This is a genomic window from Patescibacteria group bacterium, assembly GCA_020148045.1.
Taxonomy (GTDB): Bacteria; Patescibacteriota; Minisyncoccia; order Minisyncoccales; family GWA2-38-27; genus JAHCRG01.
Map to the genome: position 1 here is coordinate 29475 of JAHCRG010000004.1, position 17742 is coordinate 47216.

Below are 17742 nucleotides of genomic sequence, written 5' to 3' on the forward strand. Positions count from 1 at the left end.
TAAATTAAAAATATATGATTAAGCGGTTATTTGATATTATATTTTCTTTTTTGGGAATAATAATAACAGCTCCGTTAATGGGATTGCTTGCTGTTTTAATAAAAACTAATTCAGGGACTCCTGTTTTTTTTCGGGGCACAAGAGTCGGAAAACACGGAAAACCATTTAAAATATTTAAATTTCGAACAATGGTTCCTGATGCTGAGAAGTTAGGGGGTCCTTCAACTGCAGAAGACGATCCTCGTTTAACCAAAATTGGCAAATTTCTTAAAAAATTTCAATTAGATGAACTGCCTCAATTGATCAATGTTTTAAAAGGAGAAATGAGCTTTGTTGGTCCCAGACCAGAAGTTCCATTTTATGTTAAAATGATGTCAAATGAAGAGAAAAAGATTATTTTGTCTGTTCGGTCTGGTATGACTGATTTGGCCTCTTTGTGGAATTTTCACGAAGGAGAAATTCTAAAAGGAAGCCCTGACCCGGAAAAAACCTATATGGAAAAAATAAGGCCGGAAAAAATTCGTCTACAAATAGAATATGTTGAAAAACAATCGGCTTGGCTTGATTTTAAAATAATTTTTAAAACAATACTGAAAATATTTCAATGAAAGAAATAGCCAAAAAAATTAGAAGGAAAGTAATAGATCTTCTTTATAAACACAAAGCTTGTCATTTGGGTTCCTGTATGTCTTGTATTGAAATTATAGTGGCTCTTTACTTTAAAGTAATGAAACCAGAAGATAAATTCATTTTGAGTAAGGGTCATGCTGCTGCTGCTTTATATACTGTTTTAGCCGAAAAAGGAATTATTGATTGGGATGAATTGTATGAAAAATATTATGAAAAAGGACATGAATACTGGGGGCTGGTTCATCATACAGTGCCAGGGGTAGAATTCAGCACAGGAAGTTTAGGACACGGGCTGCCTGTGGCTTGCGGGATGACTTTGGCAATGAAGCGGGATAAAAACAAAGGAAAGGTTTATTGCTTAATGTCAGATGGCGAGATGGATTGCGGAACCACTTGGGAAAGCGCTTTATTTGCGGCTCATCATAAATTGGATAATTTGGTGGTGATTGTAGATAGAAATTGGTGGCAAGCATTTGGTAAAACAGAAGAAGTAATAAAATTAGAGCCGTTAAAAGATAAATGGGAGGCGTTTGGCTGGGTGGTTTCTGAAGCAGACGGTCATAATTTCGAAGATTTATTAGAAGCTTTTGAAAAAATTCCGCCTGTAGAAAGAAAACCCCATATAATTATTTGCCATACTATTAAAGGCAAGGGGATTTCATTTGCTGAAAATAAAATGGAGTGGCATTATTATAATTTAACTCAAGAACTTTATGAAAGAGCTAAGAAAGATCTTCGTTGAAGAATTAATAAAATTAGCAGAAAAGGATAAGAGAATCATGCTTCTTAATGATGACACCGGTTTTAGTTTGTTTGAAGATTTTGAGAAAAAATTTCCAGGCAGATATATTAATTGCGGAATAATAGAACAAAGCTATATTGGGATTGCTGCCGGCTTGGCTTTAATGGGTAAGAAGCCTTATGTTTACGGGATTATCCCTTTTTGCACAATGAGACCCTATGAGCAAATAAGGAATGATGTTTGCTATCATAATCTTGATGTAAAGATAATTGGAGTGGGTGGATTTCAGTATTATAAATTTCTTGGCTTTACTCATAATCCTGATTTTGATGAAGATATTAAGATTATGGAAATTTTGCCCAATATGAAAGTTTATGTTCCAAAAAGCGTGGAGGAGACAGAAAAAGCTTTTTCAGAATCTTATAAAAAAGAAGGGCCAGCTTACATAAGGCTTTAAAGGGTCTTGTTGAATTATGGAATATAAAGTTCCCTTTGTGGGATATAAATTACAATATCAGAATCTAAAAGAAGAGATAAATGCAGCTATCCAAGACGTTCTCCAACGAGGGGATTTGATTTTGCGTAAAGATGTAGAAAAGTTTGAGAAAGATTTAGCTGATTTCGTTGGTGTAAAATACGCTGTTGGTTTAAACAGCGGAACAGATGCTTTGTTTTTATCTTTAAAAGCCGCCGGAATAGGGAAAGGGGACGAGGTTATTACTGTTTCCCATAGTTTTATTGCTTCTATTGCAGCAATAGTTCAATCTGGAGCCACTCCTATTTTAGTTGAAGTAGGGGAGGATTTTTTGATGGATATGGAAAAAGTGGAAGAGGCAATTACTTCTAAAACCAAAGCAGTAATCCCAGTTCATCTAAATGGCAGGGTTTGTGATATGGAAAAATTGATGGCTCTTGCTCAAAAACATAATTTAATTGTAATTGAGGATGCTGCCCAATCTTTAGGAGCAACCTTTAATGGAAAGAAAGCGGGCTCTTTTGGTCTAACTGGTTGCTTCAGTTTTTATCCAGCAAAAGTTCTGGGTTGTTTTGGAGACGGGGGAGCAGTAACCACTAATGATTTAGAAATTGCTGAGAAAATTCGGGTTTTAAGGGACCACGGTCAAAAGACAAAAACAGAAATAATTTGCTACGGATGGAATTCCAGGTTAGATAACTTGCAAGCAGTGATATTAAATGTTAAATTTGAATACCTACTGGAATGGGTAAAAAGAAGAAGAAAGATTGCTAAAATTTATAGTGAGGGATTATCAAATATTCCGGGAGTAAAACTTCCACCAAGCCCTGATTCAGATTCTAAACATTTCGACGTCTATCAGAATTATATTTTAAAGGTTGAAAAAAGAGATGAATTATTTGAATACTTAAAAGAAAAAGGAGTGGAAACTTTGATTAAAGACCCGATCCCCAATCATTGGCAAAAAGGTCTCGGTCTTTCTCATTTTAAGCTTCCCTATGCAGAAAAGCTCGCAAAAGAAGTCATTTCGCTTCCAATGTATCCGGAATTAACAGAAGAGCAAATTAAATATACAATAAATTCTATTAGAAATTTTTGCAGGAACTAATTAAATGCTTTCATTTTTAAAAAGAACAACCAAAACTCGACTATTATTTTTTCTTGTTGCTGATATTTTCTTTATAATCTGCTCGATTTTTTTGGCTTTTCTTTTAAGGTTTGACGGAGAAATACCGGGTCAGTATTTTGAGGGAGTTTTACCGGGAATGATTGTTTTGACCTTGGTTTTTTGTTTGCCGATTTTTTATTTTTTGAAACTTTACTCTTTTTCCTGGAGTTATGTAAGTACTAATGAATTAATATCTTTGGCAAAAGCTATAACATTAAGCTTTTTATTTTTAGGAGCTTCTCTTTTTATTTTAAGAGACCAGCCAATTTTTCAAGGTTTTCCTCGTTCAACTCTAATAATTGGTTATTTTTTGATATTTATTTTCTGCGGCGGAATTCGTCTTGCTAAAAGAATTTATTTAGAGTTATTCAAGGGTAAGAGAGTAGAGAGCAAAAAAGAAAGAACTTTAATTGTAGGGGCTGGTGATGCCGGAGAACAAATTTTAAGGAGCATTTTAGCGTCAAAAAATAGTTCTTATTTACCGATTGGATTTGTGGATGATAATTCAACAAAACAAGGGATAATAATTCATGGAATAAAAGTTTTAGGAAAAATTAATGATATTCCAAGAGTTATTCAAGAAAAACAAATTGAACAAATGATTGTTGCTTTACCTTCAGCTGGATCTCAGACTATCAAGAAAGCAGTTGAATCAAGTAGAAAGTCAGGTCTTAAAAATATTAAAGTTATTCCTTCAATAACTGAAATAATCAATGAAGAGGTTTCAATAAGGGACCTTCGGGAAATTCAGGTTGAGGACCTGCTGGGTAGAGAACCTGTTAAATTGAATGTGAAAGCAATTGAAAACCTTATTAAAAACAAAAATGTTTTAATTACTGGAGCTGCTGGTTCAATCGGTTCTGAACTTTCAAAGCAGGTAGCTAAATTCAAACCCTCGCTACTTTTACTTTTAGATCAAGACGAAACAGGTATCTTCAATATATCAGAAGAGCTTAAGAGCGGGTTCCCTTACTTAAAAATTATTTCTCAAATAGCCGATATCAGAGACAAAGCAAAAATTGATGGGGTCTTTGCTATGCTCCAATCGGGAATTGTTTTTCATGCAGCTGCTTACAAACATGTTCCTTTAATGGAAAAACAGCCCGATGAAGCGCTAAAGAACAACATTTTTGGGACAGAAATTGTTGCCAGTGCATCATTAAAACATAACATAGAAAAATTTGTATTTATTTCTACCGACAAAGCAGTGAACCCAAGTTCGGTGATGGGAGCGACCAAAAGAGCAGGAGAAATAATTTGCCAAACTCTAAACCAGAAAAACTCCACTAAATTTATTTCTGTTCGTTTTGGCAATGTTTTAGATAGTAGGGGAAGTGTTATTCCTATTTTTAGAGAACAAATAAAAAAGAGTGGACCAGTTGAAGTTACTCATCCTGATATGAAAAGGTATTTTATGACTATTTCGGAGGCCTGTCTTTTGGTAATGCAGGCAGCTGGAATAGGAAAGGGAGGCGAAGTATTTGTTTTAGATATGGGAGAGCCAATTAAGATTTTGGATTTGGCAAAAGAAATGATTCGCCTTTACGGTTTTGAGCCAGACAAAGATATCCCCATCGTTTTTACAGGGGTCAGGCCAGGGGAAAAGCTTTTTGAAGAAGTTCTAACTGCGGAGGAAGGAACGATAGCTACTCAGCACCAAAAGATTTTTATGGCAAAACTTTCTCCAATAGATAAGAGAAAAATCGAAGAAAACTTAGAAAAATTAAAAGAGGCAGTAAAAAAATCTGGCCGAAAAGAGATAATAAATATTTTAAAAGAACTTATCCTTTCCTACAAGCCAAACTATAATTGACATTATTTTTACAGACTTTATAATAAAAATATATGAACCAAGAAGATAATGAAATTAATTTAATAGATTATATTCGGGTGATTATAAAGAGAAAAAACTTGATTTTAGTTTTTCTTTTAGCAGGCCTGATAATAACTGGAGTCCTGACTTTTTTATTACCTGAAACATATAATGTTGCAACTTATTTAGAAATCGGAAGTTATAGCAATGAATTAGGTGAACAGGTTTTAATAAAACATCCCAAAACTATAATAGGAAAGATTAATAATGGTTTTTATGAGAATTCTCCGAAGTTAAAGGCATGGACAGAGGGCTCTTTAATTAAAATTGAACGGATATCAAAAAATCAAGAAGAAGCCAAAAAAACATTAGAAAACATAAATAATTTAGTTTTGAAAGAACATAATCAAATAATTGAGACTAAGAAAGAAAATTTTGAAAAATCCCTTAAAGAATTACAAGAAAAAATTAAAATTTTGACCAATAGAAACAAAGAGACAGCGGTACTTGGGGTTAAAGCTTTTAATGTTCAAAGACAGATTAATACCCTTCAGCCAACCGAAATAATAAAGGAGCCAACCATTGTTTCTGAGAAAAAACCAAATCTTCCTTTTAATTTGATTTGCGGCGGACTTTTGGGGATTTTCTTGGGATTATTTTTTGCTTTCGGGAAAGAATGGCGTGAGGAAAACAAAAAGAGATTGTAGGATTTCATAAGCCATAAGCTGAAATCAAGAGCGACTAAATTGCTCTTGATTTTTCATTAAAATTAAGGTTTAATAGATTTATGGAAGTTTTAATAACCGGTGGAGCAGGATTTATAGGAAGCCATCTGGTAGATAGGCTAATAAGAGATGGTCACAAAGTAGTGGTGATTGATAATTTATCCACCGGGAAAAAAGAAAATTTGAATCCCGAGGCAGATTTCCATAATTTAGACATATGTGATTTTAATAAAATTAAACCTTTATTTCAGGGCGTGGATTTCGTTTTCCATTTAGCTGCTATCCCCAGAGTGCCTGTGTCGGTAGAAGATCCAGTTGGGACTGCAAAATCGAATATTTTAGGATCAATTAATGTTTTCAAAGCAGCCGCTGATGCTAAAGTAAAAAGAGTTATTTTTGCCTCTTCATCTGCCATTTACGGCGACCAGAAAACTCTCCCTTTTAGAGAAGATATGAAACCTAATCCGCTTAGTCCCTATGCGCTTCAGAAATTAAGTGGGGAACAATTTGCCGATTTATTTACTAAACTTTACAAAATCCCAATAGTTTCTTTGCGATATTTTAATGTATACGGGCCAAGAATTGATTTTGATTCCGATTACGGTTTAGTAATAGGAAAGTTTTTAAACCAAAAGATTCAAGGCAAACCCTTAACCATATTCGGGGATGGAGAACAAACTAGAGGATTCTGTTATGTTGATGATGTAACTGATGCGAATATTAAAGCAGCTCAAAGTGAGGAGACAAAAGGGGGAGAAGTGATTAATATTAGCAGCGAGGAATCTCACTCCATAAATTATTTGGCAAAAGTAATCGGCGGAGAAGTAAAATATTTACCCCCGAGACCGGGTGATCCGCGTCATACCAAAGCAGATATTACTTTAGCTAAAAATCTTTTGAGTTGGGAACCAAAGATTTCCTTTAAAGAAGGTTTAAAGAGGACTCAAAATTGGTTCAAGGATTTATGAGAAATATAGGAGAAAAATATAAACTTGGCGTGTGCGGTGTTGGAATGGTTGGTGGAGCTTTAAGGAGTTACTTTGAAAAAAAAGGAATGAACCCTTTTCTATATGACGAAGGTAAAGATATCGGCTCTCTTGAAGAAGTCAATCAGGCAGACATTATTTTCATTTGTGTTCCCACGCCTTTTAACAAAGAAAAAGGATTTGATTTGTCTTCTGTCGAAAAAGCCTGCCAGAATATTAAGGGAGAAAAGATTATAGTAATTAAATCAACAATTCTCCCGGGCACCACAGAAAAGCTTCAAGAAAAATACCCTCAGCATAAATTTTTATTTAATCCCGAGTTTTTAACTGAAACTACTGCCAAGCAGGACATGGAGCATCCAGATAGGCAGATTTTAGGTTATACTAAGAAGAGCCGCGACATAGCAGAAGATATTTTGCAAATTCTGCCGCCAGCTTCTTTTAAAAAAATAATACCGGCTACGGAGGCCGAAATGGTAAAATATTTCAGTAATACCTGGTTTTCAACCAAAGTAGTTTTTGCTAACCAAATCTATAAATTATGTAAAAAGCTTGGCATAGATTATGAGATAGTCAGAGAATGTGCCGCGGCTGATAAAATGGTAGGACCCAGCCACTTGGATGTTCACCATAAAGGATATTTTGGGTATGGGGGCAAGTGTATTCCAAAAGATATCAGAGCTTTAATTCAGCTTGCTAATGAACAGGGACTCGATTTTAGGCTTCACAAAACAGTTGAAGAGATTAACAATCAGTTGATGAAAGAACAGGGGATAGATGATTCGGCCAAGCCCTTAAATGGTTGATGTAAAAAATGCAATATTATGAATTCAATTTCAGCTGTATTATTTAGAATTTATAATAAAAAAAGATTGTTATTGGTTTCTATTTTTATTGCTTCTCTTTTATTTTCATCAATTTTTTTGATTTTTTTCAAAAATATAGGACCAGTTGGGCATCATGTTCCCGGCACTGATTATCTTGGCTGTTATGGTCCTTTTGCTGACAGCATTCTTCAAGAAGAAGGTATTTACTTTGGTGAAAATCAGGAGATTTGTGCTCCGCCCGGCTACCCGATTATTTTAGCAGTGATTTTTAGCTTATCTCGGTTGCTGAGGATTGACAAGGTTTTATTGATTATTATATTCAATGTTTTTATGATAGCTCTTGCTGCTTGTTTTTTCTTTCTTATTGTAGAATCAATTTTTAAGAAAAAAATCGCCTTGTTATCTTCATTTTTGTGGATAACTTATCCTTTTAACCTATGGTTTACAAAGAATCCTCATACTGAAATTCCTTTTATTCTTTTTCTATATGCTGGAATCTGGTTCTATATCCTCGCCCTTAAAAAAAGACACTTCGGATTCATTTTCCTAACAGGAGCTATTTTGGGTTTCGCTGTTTTAATCCGGCCAAGCGGTTTTTTTCTACCTATTCTTTTTGGTTTAATGATTTTTCTTTTGTTAAAAGGAAGCCAAAGGAAAACACAGTTTGCCTTGGCTATATTTCTTTTAATTGGTAGTATATTAATTATTTTTCCCTGGGAAGCTCAGATTCTATCTGAAACTGGACGTCTGGTTTTTCTTGACGCAAGAGGATATAGTACCCTTAATAATGGTCTTACTTTTGCTTTAAGAAACACAGCGGGTGAGGGATGGCCATCTGTTCCGGGTGACGTTTTAACGTTAATGAAACAGATAAAGGTAGCGGAATTAAATACTGCTTCTGATATGTTTAACTTTTTTATAGAAGAATTAACAAACAATCCTGTTCCGGTCTTTAAACTATTAGGATTGAAAATAGTCAGGGCCTGGTATGCTACTTCTCAAATGTGGTTTGAAAAGAGGATATTAGCAGTTCAGCTTTTTTATCTTGTCCCTGGTCTTGCAGGGGTGATATATGCGGTTAAAAAATATAAAGATAAGATTAGAAGTGTAATTTTTCTTTTAAGTATAGTATTTTGCTTTTGGGGAGTAGCTTTTCTTGCTCATTCTATCATGCGGTATATGATACCGGCTATGGGAGTAGTAATTATTTTTTTAGCAATCTCAGTAAATCTTGTGGTAACCCATTTATTTAAAAAAATACCCGTGAGATGAACGATAAAATTTATGAATAAATGGGTTAAATGAAAAATGTTGCATATAACCAATAAAAATCAAAAACATAAAGAAATAAAATTAGCAGTTGTGATTCCGGTTTACAATGAGGAAAAACTAATTGGTAAGGTTTTGTCTACTCTGCCCATGTTTGTTGACCATATTATTGTGGTTGATGATTGTAGTAAGGACAAAACGGTTGATATTATAAGAAGATTTCAACAAACTGATTCTCGGATAATTTTAATTTGTCATCAGAAAAATCAGGGAGTGGGAGGAGCTATCTCTACTGGCTATCAAAGAGCTCTTGAGTTGAGAGTTGATGTAACAGTGGTCGTGAACGGAGACGCCCAGATGGATCCAAAAGATATGATAAACTTGGTAAAGCCAGTGGGTTTAGGGGAGGTAGATTATTGTAAGGGCAACCGGTTATTCAGAGGAAAATCTTGGGATATGATTCCTCATTACAGATATCTTGGTAATGCCTGTTTATCTTTGTTGACTAAAATCGCTTCAGGCTATTGGCATATTACTGATTCTCAATCTGGCTATACAGCTATTTCTTTAACAGCTCTGAAAACACTTGACCTTAAGTCAATTTATAAGAAATACGGCGCGCCAAATGATTTGTTAATAAAACTAAATATCCATAACTTTAAAGTTAGAGATGTTCCTATCAGGCCTATTTATAGGCAAGGAGAGAAATCAGGCATTAAATTATGGAAAATTATACCAACTATTCCCTGGTTGTTAATTAGAGGATTTTTTAAAAGATTGTGGCGCAAATATGTAATTAATGATTTCCACCCTTTAGTTTTCTTTTATATTCTAGCTTTTTTACTTTTAATAACAAGTATTCCGCTTTCTATTCGGTTAGTATATATTTGGATTATTCAGGGTTTTGTACCAAGAACCACTACCTTAGCTGTAATGTTTTTAATAATTACCGGCCTCCAATTCTTATTTTTTGCGATGTGGTTTGATATGGAATATAATAAAAATTTGAAATAAGAAAAGAAGACGTTAAAGTTATTTTTTTTTATGTTTGAAATTTTTCTACGGAGTATGATAAATAAAAAGAACATCATTAGTAAAATTATTAGTTTTTTTATTGTTGCTTTAATTTTTTATTTTTTAGGAAGAAATCTTTTTTTGAATTGGGAACAGATTAAAGAACACCAATTTTCTTTGAGCTATTTTTATTTGGCGTTTTCTTTTATTTGTTTAGGAGCTGGTTTTATAAGTCGCGGTTTAGTTTGGAAGAAAATCGTTAATTTTTTACAAGCCGATAACGATTTAGGTTACCTAGAAGCAATAAGAATTGTTGCCTATTCTCAACTCGGAAAATATCTACCGGGCAAAGTTTTTTCAGTAGTTGGAATGATCTATCTATCCCGTAACAAAAATATATCAAAAAAAAATTTATATTTAAGCGTCATTTTTGCCATTATCTTCTCCATTATTGCTAGCTTTGTTCTCTCCCTATTTTTAATTGGTTTTTTCTTTGTTTATAGCATTGATTTCTTTATCTTTTATTTAATTGGGATTTTGGTCATCCTCGGCGGATTGATAGTAATACACCCTCGGGTATTTCAATATTTGGTTAGGTTATTTTTTAATAAAATAAAAAAAGAACCGATTGATTTAGATTTTGATTTAAGTTGGCTCAATAGAATTAAAATAATTTTATATTATGCTTTTGCTGATTTTTGGACAGGTTTTGGTTTTTTTTGTTTAATTAATTCCATAACTTATTTATCTATTCAGAACTTATTTAGCATAATTGGAGTTTATGTTTTAGCTATGGTTTTGGGACTTGTAGTTTTCTTTGCTCCCAGCGGCTTAGGAGTAAGAGAGGGTGTCTTAGTTTTATTTTTGCAATTTTATTTTTCTTTAAATGTAGCCATTCTAATTTCTCTATTAGCTCGAGTTTGGGCTATCCTTGGCGATTTATTTTTAGCCGGGGGATTTTATCTTTCAAACATATTTAAGAAAATAAAGTATAATTGAGATGCTAATGGAAAACAAAGTTGAAATTCTTTTACGGGGTTGACAGATGCTCTTTAATTTGCTAATATTAGATTAGTGGGTGTTCTCCTTTTTGGGAACCCCATCTGAGTCGGCAAAAGCCCGCGTTTTACGTGGGTTTTTGCTTTTTGCTTTTTTTATCCAAATTGATATAATAAAATTGGGTCGGGAGATAGACACCCACTAAAGACTTAGTTAGGGGTAAACACTCCCGGCCCTTTAAAAAGTGATGGATATAAAGGAAAACATTTCTTTAGCTAAACACACTACTTTTAAAATTGGAGGACCGGCCAAGTATTTTTGTATTACCAGAAATAAAGAGGATTTAGTTAAAGCAGTCAAAAAAGCAAAAGAGCTTAATTTGCCCTTTTTCATTTTAGGCGGGGGAAGCAATGTTTTAGCTTCGGACAAAGGATACAATGGTTTAATTATAAAAATTGAAAATTGTAAATTGAGAATTGAAAATTGTAATCTCTATACAGAAGCAGGAGTGAAATTAGAAGAAATAGTGAAATTAAGTGATAAAAAATCATTAACTGGCATGGAATGGGCTGCTGGAATTCCAGGAACAGTTGGGGGCGCTGTTTATGGCAATGCCCAGGCATTTGATGTCAAAATGTCAGATATAGTAAAAAGTGTAGAAGTTTTGGATACCAAAAACTTAAAGATTAAGAACTTACTAAAAAAACAATGTCTTTTTTCAGCTAAAAAGAGTATTTTTAAAAAGAATAAAAACTTAATAATTCTCTCCGCGACTTTAAAATTAAAAAAAGGGGATAAAAAAGAAATTCAAAAGGCAATTAAAGAACATTTGAATTATCGGAAAAAAAATCATCCCTTGAGGTTTTCTTCAGCTGGCTCTGTTTTTGTTAATAAAACAGGAGGACCGCCATCAGCTTATCTGATTGAGAAATGTGGTCTCAAAGGAACAAAGGTAGGCGGAGCTGAAGTATCTAAAAAGCATGCTGGCTTTATTATTAATACTGGAAAAGCTAAAGCCAAAGATGTTTTAAAGTTAATCAAAATTATTAAACAAAAAGTAAAAAACAAGCTTGGGATTAAACTAGAAGAGGAAGTGCAGATAATAAAGTATTGACAAAGTTCTTTGAGAACGAGAAAATAAAAGAAGAGAAAGCTTTTTAACTTTTCGCAGATAGGGTCGACTATTTGCACCTAATTTTTTAATATAATTTTCTCAATAAGTTTTATTGAGTCTAAAGAAATGGCTAAGAGAAAAAGAGCCAAGAAGAAAAAGAAGAAGAAGAAATAAGAACTTTTTCTGACCAAGCACTCAATCTCTTGAGTGCTTGGTTTTTTGAGATGAAGATTGTTATAAAAGCAACAAATTTAGAATTGAATCGGGAGCTAAGAGATTATATTGAAGAAAAAATCGGCAGTTTAGAAAAATTTGCTGAAGTTTTCCAAAGCAAAAATTACTATAATGGTTTTTTCACCAAAGGGAAACCCCGAGTTGAGGTTTGGGTAGAGATTGGAAGAACAACTCGTCATCATCAGAAAGGAGATATTTTTAGAGCTGAAGCCCAAATGCGCTTTCCTGGAAAAAGCATCAGAGCAGAATCAGAAAGAGATGACTTAAAATTAGCCATTACTGAAGTCAAAGACGAACTTCAGCGAGAATTAAAACAATACAAAGGGAAAGCGGAGGCAGTCACTAAAAGAAAAGCCAGAGTTTTCAAAAAACTACTTCGCTTATCTCCTTTCGCAAGATTCAAAAAAAGAAAGGGCGGGAGAACAAGAGAAGAAGGAATATAGAATATAAATTTTCAATTTCTAATTTTTAATCAATTTTCAAAACGGTTCTCGTGGGGCCGCTTTTAATTTTAAGTGAAATACGCTATGATAGGAATATTAAACCATGTCAATTATTGCTAAAATTTTTGGGGATGCGAATGAAAAGTATCTCAAAAAACTTGAGCCAACAATTAAAAAAATCAATTCTCTTGAACCGGAATTTGAGAAGTTTTCTGCTCAGAAATTAAAAGAAAAAACCAACGAATTTAAAGAAAGATTAAAAAAAGGAGAAAGTTTAAACGATTTATTACCTGAAGCATTTGCTTTGGTTAGGGAAGCCAGTAAAAGGACTCTTAGTCAAAGACACTTTGATGTTCAGCTGATTGGCGGGATTGTCTTACATCAAGGCAAAATCGCTGAGATGAAAACTGGTGAGGGGAAAACTTTAGCTGCTACCTTGCCTCTATATTTAAATGCTCTTAAAGAGAGAGGAGCTCATCTGGTAACAGTTAATGATTATTTAGCCAGAAGAGATACGGTCTGGATGGGACAGATTTACGATTTATTGGGACTTACTGTTGGCTGCATAACGCATGATGCGGCTTTTTTATATGATTCTGAATTTAAAGAAAAAGATAAAATCAGAGATAAGCTTGGTAGTTTTAAAGTTATTGAAGATTTTCTAAGACCGGCTTCAAGAAAAGAGGCCTATTTAACTGATATTACTTATGGCACTAATAATGAGTTTGGCTTTGATTATTTGAGAGATAACATGGTCTATGATTTAAAAGACCAAAGCCAGAGGGATTTTCATTACGCCATTGTTGATGAGGTAGATTCAATTTTAATTGATGAAGCAAGAACCCCCTTAATTATTTCCGCACCGGCTGAGGAGTCAACTGAAAGATATTATCAATTTGCCAGAATAGCAGAGCGTCTGAAAGAAAATGAAGATTATACCATTGATGAAAAAATAAAAGCAGCCACTTTTACTGAAGCAGGCCAAAATAAGATTGTTCAGTCATTAGGTTCTGACCCCTGGGCTGAAAATGATATTGCGACAACCCATCAGTTAGAGGCTGCTCTGAAGGCAAAAACCTTATTTAAAAGAGATAAAGATTATGTAGTAAAAGATGGTCAAATTATTATTGTTGATGAATTTACTGGTCGTTTAATGCCGGGCAGAAGATGGTCGGGCGGTCTTCATCAGGCAGTTGAGGCAAAAGAGGGAGTTAAGGTTCAGCCAGAGTCAAGAACTTTTGCTACTATTACTTTTCAGAATTATTTTCGGATGTATCAGAAATTAGCTGGAATGACTGGTACAGCTGTCACTTCAGCTGAAGAGCTTGATAAAGTTTATGGTTTGGAGGTAATAATTGTTCCAACCAACAAACCTTTAATAAGAAAGGGTTTGCCCGATAGAATTTACAAAACCTTAAATGGAAAATTTGAGGCAGTGGTAAAAGAAATTAAAGAGAAACATCAGGGGGGACAGCCGGTTTTAGTAGGAACGGTTTCTATTGAGAAAAATGAATATTTAGGGAAATTGTTGGAAAGGGAAGGCATTCCCCATCAAATTTTAAATGCCAAACACCATGAAAAAGAAGGAGAGATAATTGCCCAGGCAGGAAAAATGGGGGCAGTAACCATAGCTACTAATATGGCAGGTAGGGGAGTGGATATAATTTTGGGAGGAAACCCACCTGGCCTGGAAGAACAGAAAAAAGTTATTGAACAGGGAGGGCTTCATATTATTGGAACCGAAAGGCATGAGGCAAGGAGAATTGACAATCAGCTGCGGGGAAGGTCAGGCAGGCAGGGTGATCCCGGCTCTTCTCAATTTTTTGTTTCTTTGGAAGATGACTTAATGAGAATTTTTGGTGGGGAGAGAATAAAAGGGCTGATGGAAACTTTGAAAGTTCCCGAAGACCAGCCAATTGAAGCTAAAATGATTTCAAAAGCTATTGAGTCTGCCCAGTCAAAAGTTGAGGGAATGAATTTCGATGCGAGGAAGCATATTTTAGAATATGATGACGTGATGAATAAACACAGAGAAGTGTTTTACAAAAAGAGAAGAGAACTTTTGGAAAAAGCTGGAGCTGGGAATTTGAGGCAGCAGATTTTAGAAATAGTTAAAAAAGCAGGTTTTTCAGAGAAAGATTATGAAAAGCGCGAAAAGGAAGTGGGTGAGGAAAATATGCGTCAGCTGGAGAAAGCCGTTTGTTTAAAGGTTCTTGATACTCTTTGGGTAGAGCATTTAGAGAATATGGGCCATTTAAGAGATTCTGTCCGGCTTAGAGCTTATGGCCAGCAAGATCCTTTGGTTGAGTATAAAAGCGAAGGCCATAGGATGTTCCGGAGATTGCTTCAATCAATTGATTTAACCATTGCCAACGCAGTTTTTAAAGCTGAGTTGAAAGTTCAAACCCAAAAAGAAAGAGCCGTCTTTGCCCGCCCAGGGCGGACTTCGGCGGGCAAAATCGGCAGAAACGACCCCTGTCCCTGCGGTAAAATCAATCCTAAAACTGGCAAACCGATGAAATATAAAAAATGCTGCTGGCCAAAATTCGGCTAAAACAATGTTTTTCTTTCCCGTTGGTTGTTTAATTTTTCTTCTTTTTATTCTATTTTTGCCAATATTGTTTTTATTGGTGTTTTTTCATGTTGTGACGCTTGGCTTTGAAAAACTGGGTTTATCTCCAGAGACAACTATTTTAGTTCTTCTTTTAATGCTTGTTTGTTCTAGCATAAATATTCCCTTAACTAAAAGAAAAATGGTTTATGTTTCAGAGCCCTCTTTTTTTGGCTTATTCAAGACACCGAAACTAAGGGTTTCTGGCATTGCTATTAATTTGGGAGGAGCTGTTATTCCAATTATTCTTTCTTTTTATTTTCTGAATAAAGTTCCTTTAGAGCCGGTTTTAATAGCCACTCTTTTAATGATTTTAGTTTCAAAGTTTTTTTCCAGGCCTGTTCCCGGCAGGGGAATTGCAATTTCAGCTTTTATCCCTCCATTATTTGCTGTTCTTTTTGCAATAATCTTAGCTCCTGAATTTGCAGCTCCTTGCGCTTTTATCTCAGGCGTTTTAGGAACTTTAATCGGAGCTGATATTTTAAACTTGCATAAAGCCAGAAAATTAGGCCCTGGATTACTTTCAATTGGTGGAGCTGGCGTCTTTGACGGCATATTCTTAATCGGCATCATCTCCGCTCTTCTTACCTAAAAACTTGACATCTCTAAAGATATTTGTTAATATAGAAAATCGTAAAGTAACTAAAGCCGCACATTTAAAACTTTAAAGGGAAGGATAAGAAAATGAAAAAAGAAAAAAAGAGAAGATTGGTTAAGTTCTGGACTGTTAGAATATGGTGGGCTTTATTTATTATCGCTGCTGGATTTTTTGCCTTGCTTTTTAGGCCTTATGAGGTGACCAAAGAGATTTGGTTACCAGAGAAGTATAAGATAATCAATGATAGAGATGGTGAATATATCCCGTTCCCAAAAGTAATTATCAGCGGGACCGCATCTTTTATGCCTCCTGAAAACTTCAAAAAGGAATTCAGTGACAAAGAAAATAAAGTACATATCCAGGCAGATGGAAAGGTGTATTATTGCGTAAAAGAAGGCGAGGAAGTCTTTGTCGCAGAAGTGGATCACGGAAAACCCTTAAGCCGCGGTGGCCAGAGAAAGGTCTGGGTTAAGTCAATAATTAACGGTTCAGCTATAAAGCTTCGTTGTGAATTTGATTTCGGTGCGATAGCGGGAAGCGTGCTTTTATGGGCTATAGCTTCGGGTATAGTCGCTGGAACAGTTCATCGCTGAGACGCAAGAGTCCATAACTCATTCTATTTAGTTCTGGAGACCCAAAGATATTTTGGGTCTTTTTTATTTTGGGGGAAATGTGGTATAGTAGTTATATTAAATAAAATGAGAAAGAAACGAGTTTATTTAATTTTGCTTTTTATTTTAATTCTGGCTTTTTTGGCTGGGAATTTAAGTTATCCAAAATACCTAAATCAAGGTATTAATTTTCTTAATGGGAAACTTAAATTAAATATTCCTCATTTTTGGGAAATTCCTTTTAAATTGGGTTTGGATTTGCAGGGAGGAACTCATCTTTTATACGAGGCCGACTTATCCAATATTGAGAAAGAAGATTATTCTTCTGCTATGCAAGGTCTAAGAGATATTATTGAGAGGAGGGTTAATCTTTTTGGTGTTACCGAACCAGTAGTTCAGACGCAGGAGACAGCTGGTCAGCATAGATTAGTTGCTGAATTAGCTGGAATAAAAGAACCGGCTGAAGCAATTAAAATGATTGGTCAGACCCCGTTTTTAGAATTTAGAGAGCAGAGAACAGAAGAAGAAACCCAGATAATTCTTGATAAGCAGAAAGAACTTGAGGGATTAACTTATGAAGAAGCTCAAAAAATAGAGAATTGGGAATTAGCTTTAGAAGACCCTTATTTTATATCAACCACTCTGACTGGAAAATATTTAGAAAGAGCTGATTTAGGATTTAATCAACAGACAGGCGTACCTTTAATCTCTCTTCAGTTTAATGATGAAGGCGCAGAGATTTTTGAACAACTGACTTCCCAAAACGTTGGAAAGATATTGGCTATTTTTATTGATGGAATTCCAATTTCCACTCCAGTTGTCCAGGAAGCAATTTCCGGTGGCAGAGCCCAGATTACAGGAGATTTTACTGTGGAGGAGGCTAAAGAGTTAGTCAGAAACCTTAATGCTGGTGCTCTTCCAGTGCCGATAAAACTGATTTCCCAGCAAACAGTTGGGCCAACTTTAGGGGCTATTTCTTTAGAAAAGAGTTTAAAAGCAGGTATGTTCGGCTTTTTAGCTATTATTATATTTTTAATAATTTTCTATAGATTTCCTGGATTTTTAGCTTCTTTGGCTTTAGGAATTTATATTGCTTTGATTTTAAGTTTGTTTAAGTTAATTCCAGTAACTTTAACTTTGGCTGGAATTGGCGGATTTATTTTATCAATTGGAATGGCTGTTGATGCCAATATTTTAATTTTTTCAAGAATGAGAGAAGAATTAAAGGAAGAGAAAAGCTTTACTATTGCTTTAGAAGAGGGCTTTAGAAGAAGCTGGCCTTCAATTCGGGATGGGAATTTAACTACCTTAATCGTTGCTTTGATCCTGTTTGGTTTAGGAACAAGCTTTATTAAAGGATTTGCTTTAACTTTAAGCATTGGAATTTTACTAAGCATGTTTTCTGCAATATTTATAACGAGGACTTTATTAAGATTATTTGCTAATACTAGATTTGAAGACATAAGGTTTCTTTGGAAGTAAT

17 protein-coding genes are annotated in these 17742 nt (G+C 34.6%); all 17 read left to right on the plus strand.

What is annotated here, in order from left to right; all coding sequences use genetic code 11:
- The first annotated feature begins 14 nt into the window (after nucleotides 1–14).
- The 17 genes from KJA13_00735 to secD all read left to right on the plus strand — a co-directional run bounded on the left by KJA13_00735 (nucleotide 15) and on the right by secD (nucleotide 17741).
- Entirely contained in the window at nucleotides 15–608 is a 594-nt protein-coding gene (locus KJA13_00735; protein MBZ9577553.1) for a sugar transferase, read from the plus strand.
- A complete protein-coding gene (locus KJA13_00740) occupies nucleotides 605–1372 on the plus strand; it encodes a transketolase (GenBank protein ID MBZ9577554.1) in 768 nt (255 codons plus the stop codon). Before KJA13_00735 ends, KJA13_00740 begins: the two co-directional genes overlap by 4 nt.
- Nucleotides 1344–1829 (plus strand): hypothetical protein, encoded by a 486-nt coding sequence (locus tag KJA13_00745; protein ID MBZ9577555.1) that lies wholly within the window; start codon nucleotides 1344–1346, stop codon nucleotides 1827–1829. The genes KJA13_00740 and KJA13_00745 overlap by 29 nt, the downstream gene beginning before the upstream one ends.
- Nucleotides 1830–1845: 16 nt before the next feature.
- A complete protein-coding gene (locus tag KJA13_00750; protein MBZ9577556.1) occupies nucleotides 1846–2955 on the plus strand; it encodes a DegT/DnrJ/EryC1/StrS family aminotransferase in 1110 nt (369 codons plus the stop codon).
- Nucleotides 2956–2959: 4 nt separating this feature from the next.
- The gene (locus KJA13_00755; GenBank protein MBZ9577557.1) at nucleotides 2960–4828 is read left to right on the plus strand and encodes a polysaccharide biosynthesis protein; all 1869 of its coding nucleotides are present in this window, start codon (nucleotides 2960–2962) and stop codon (nucleotides 4826–4828) included.
- A gap of 32 nt (nucleotides 4829–4860) precedes the next feature.
- A complete protein-coding gene (locus tag KJA13_00760; GenBank protein ID MBZ9577558.1) occupies nucleotides 4861–5535 on the plus strand; it encodes a hypothetical protein in 675 nt (224 codons plus the stop codon).
- An 80-nt stretch (nucleotides 5536–5615) separates the two neighbouring features.
- Complete coding sequence (locus KJA13_00765) at nucleotides 5616–6521, plus strand: SDR family oxidoreductase (protein MBZ9577559.1); 906 nt, start codon at nucleotides 5616–5618, stop codon at nucleotides 6519–6521.
- Nucleotides 6518–7345: a UDP-glucose/GDP-mannose dehydrogenase family protein gene (locus KJA13_00770; protein ID MBZ9577560.1), complete on the plus strand. Its 828-nt coding sequence runs from the start codon at nucleotides 6518–6520 to the stop codon at nucleotides 7343–7345. Before KJA13_00765 ends, KJA13_00770 begins: the two co-directional genes overlap by 4 nt.
- An 18-nt stretch (nucleotides 7346–7363) precedes the next feature.
- Nucleotides 7364–8638: a glycosyltransferase family 39 protein gene (locus KJA13_00775; protein MBZ9577561.1), complete on the plus strand. Its 1275-nt coding sequence runs from the start codon at nucleotides 7364–7366 to the stop codon at nucleotides 8636–8638.
- Between the two features lie 36 nt (nucleotides 8639–8674).
- On the plus strand, nucleotides 8675–9649 hold the full coding sequence (locus KJA13_00780) for a glycosyltransferase family 2 protein (protein MBZ9577562.1): 975 nt from the start codon (nucleotides 8675–8677) through the stop codon (nucleotides 9647–9649).
- Between the two features lie 54 nt (nucleotides 9650–9703).
- Nucleotides 9704–10648 carry a flippase-like domain-containing protein gene (locus KJA13_00785; GenBank protein MBZ9577563.1) on the plus strand — a complete coding sequence of 315 codons (945 nt, stop codon included), beginning with the start codon at nucleotides 9704–9706 and terminating at the stop codon, nucleotides 10646–10648.
- 247 nt (nucleotides 10649–10895) lie between these two features.
- Nucleotides 10896–11762 (plus strand): UDP-N-acetylmuramate dehydrogenase, encoded by an 867-nt coding sequence (gene murB / locus KJA13_00790; protein MBZ9577564.1) that lies wholly within the window; start codon nucleotides 10896–10898, stop codon nucleotides 11760–11762.
- Between the two features lie 224 nt (nucleotides 11763–11986).
- A complete protein-coding gene (gene raiA, locus KJA13_00795) occupies nucleotides 11987–12439 on the plus strand; it encodes a ribosome-associated translation inhibitor RaiA (GenBank protein ID MBZ9577565.1) in 453 nt (150 codons plus the stop codon).
- Nucleotides 12440–12542: 103 nt separating this feature from the next.
- Nucleotides 12543–14993 carry a preprotein translocase subunit SecA gene (locus KJA13_00800; GenBank protein ID MBZ9577566.1) on the plus strand — a complete coding sequence of 817 codons (2451 nt, stop codon included), beginning with the start codon at nucleotides 12543–12545 and terminating at the stop codon, nucleotides 14991–14993.
- A gap of 55 nt (nucleotides 14994–15048) precedes the next feature.
- On the plus strand, nucleotides 15049–15642 hold the full coding sequence (locus tag KJA13_00805) for a DUF1614 domain-containing protein (GenBank protein MBZ9577567.1): 594 nt from the start codon (nucleotides 15049–15051) through the stop codon (nucleotides 15640–15642).
- Between the two features lie 92 nt (nucleotides 15643–15734).
- Nucleotides 15735–16241 (plus strand): hypothetical protein, encoded by a 507-nt coding sequence (locus KJA13_00810; GenBank protein ID MBZ9577568.1) that lies wholly within the window; start codon nucleotides 15735–15737, stop codon nucleotides 16239–16241.
- 105 nt (nucleotides 16242–16346) lie between these two features.
- Complete coding sequence (gene secD, locus KJA13_00815) at nucleotides 16347–17741, plus strand: protein translocase subunit SecD (GenBank protein MBZ9577569.1); 1395 nt, start codon at nucleotides 16347–16349, stop codon at nucleotides 17739–17741.
- The last annotated feature ends 1 nt before the right edge of the window (nucleotide 17742 follow it).

Coding starts and splice junctions, on each gene's coding strand:
- KJA13_00770 (MBZ9577560.1), top strand. CDS start 6,518: ATGAGAAATATAGGAGAAAAATATAAACTTGGCGTGTGCGGTGTTGGA.
- KJA13_00810 (MBZ9577568.1), top strand. CDS start 15,735: ATGAAAAAAGAAAAAAAGAGAAGATTGGTTAAGTTCTGGACTGTTAGA.
- KJA13_00800 (MBZ9577566.1), top strand. CDS start 12,543: ATGTCAATTATTGCTAAAATTTTTGGGGATGCGAATGAAAAGTATCTC.
- KJA13_00775 (MBZ9577561.1), top strand. CDS start 7,364: ATGAATTCAATTTCAGCTGTATTATTTAGAATTTATAATAAAAAAAGA.
- raiA (MBZ9577565.1), top strand. CDS start 11,987: ATGAAGATTGTTATAAAAGCAACAAATTTAGAATTGAATCGGGAGCTA.
- KJA13_00785 (MBZ9577563.1), top strand. CDS start 9,704: ATGATAAATAAAAAGAACATCATTAGTAAAATTATTAGTTTTTTTATT.
- KJA13_00780 (MBZ9577562.1), top strand. CDS start 8,675: ATGTTGCATATAACCAATAAAAATCAAAAACATAAAGAAATAAAATTA.
- KJA13_00740 (MBZ9577554.1), top strand. CDS start 605: ATGAAAGAAATAGCCAAAAAAATTAGAAGGAAAGTAATAGATCTTCTT.
- murB (MBZ9577564.1), top strand. CDS start 10,896: ATGGATATAAAGGAAAACATTTCTTTAGCTAAACACACTACTTTTAAA.
- secD (MBZ9577569.1), top strand. CDS start 16,347: ATGAGAAAGAAACGAGTTTATTTAATTTTGCTTTTTATTTTAATTCTG.
- KJA13_00765 (MBZ9577559.1), top strand. CDS start 5,616: ATGGAAGTTTTAATAACCGGTGGAGCAGGATTTATAGGAAGCCATCTG.
- KJA13_00760 (MBZ9577558.1), top strand. CDS start 4,861: ATGAACCAAGAAGATAATGAAATTAATTTAATAGATTATATTCGGGTG.
- KJA13_00735 (MBZ9577553.1), top strand. CDS start 15: ATGATTAAGCGGTTATTTGATATTATATTTTCTTTTTTGGGAATAATA.
- KJA13_00750 (MBZ9577556.1), top strand. CDS start 1,846: ATGGAATATAAAGTTCCCTTTGTGGGATATAAATTACAATATCAGAAT.
- KJA13_00745 (MBZ9577555.1), top strand. CDS start 1,344: ATGAAAGAGCTAAGAAAGATCTTCGTTGAAGAATTAATAAAATTAGCA.
- KJA13_00755 (MBZ9577557.1), top strand. CDS start 2,960: ATGCTTTCATTTTTAAAAAGAACAACCAAAACTCGACTATTATTTTTT.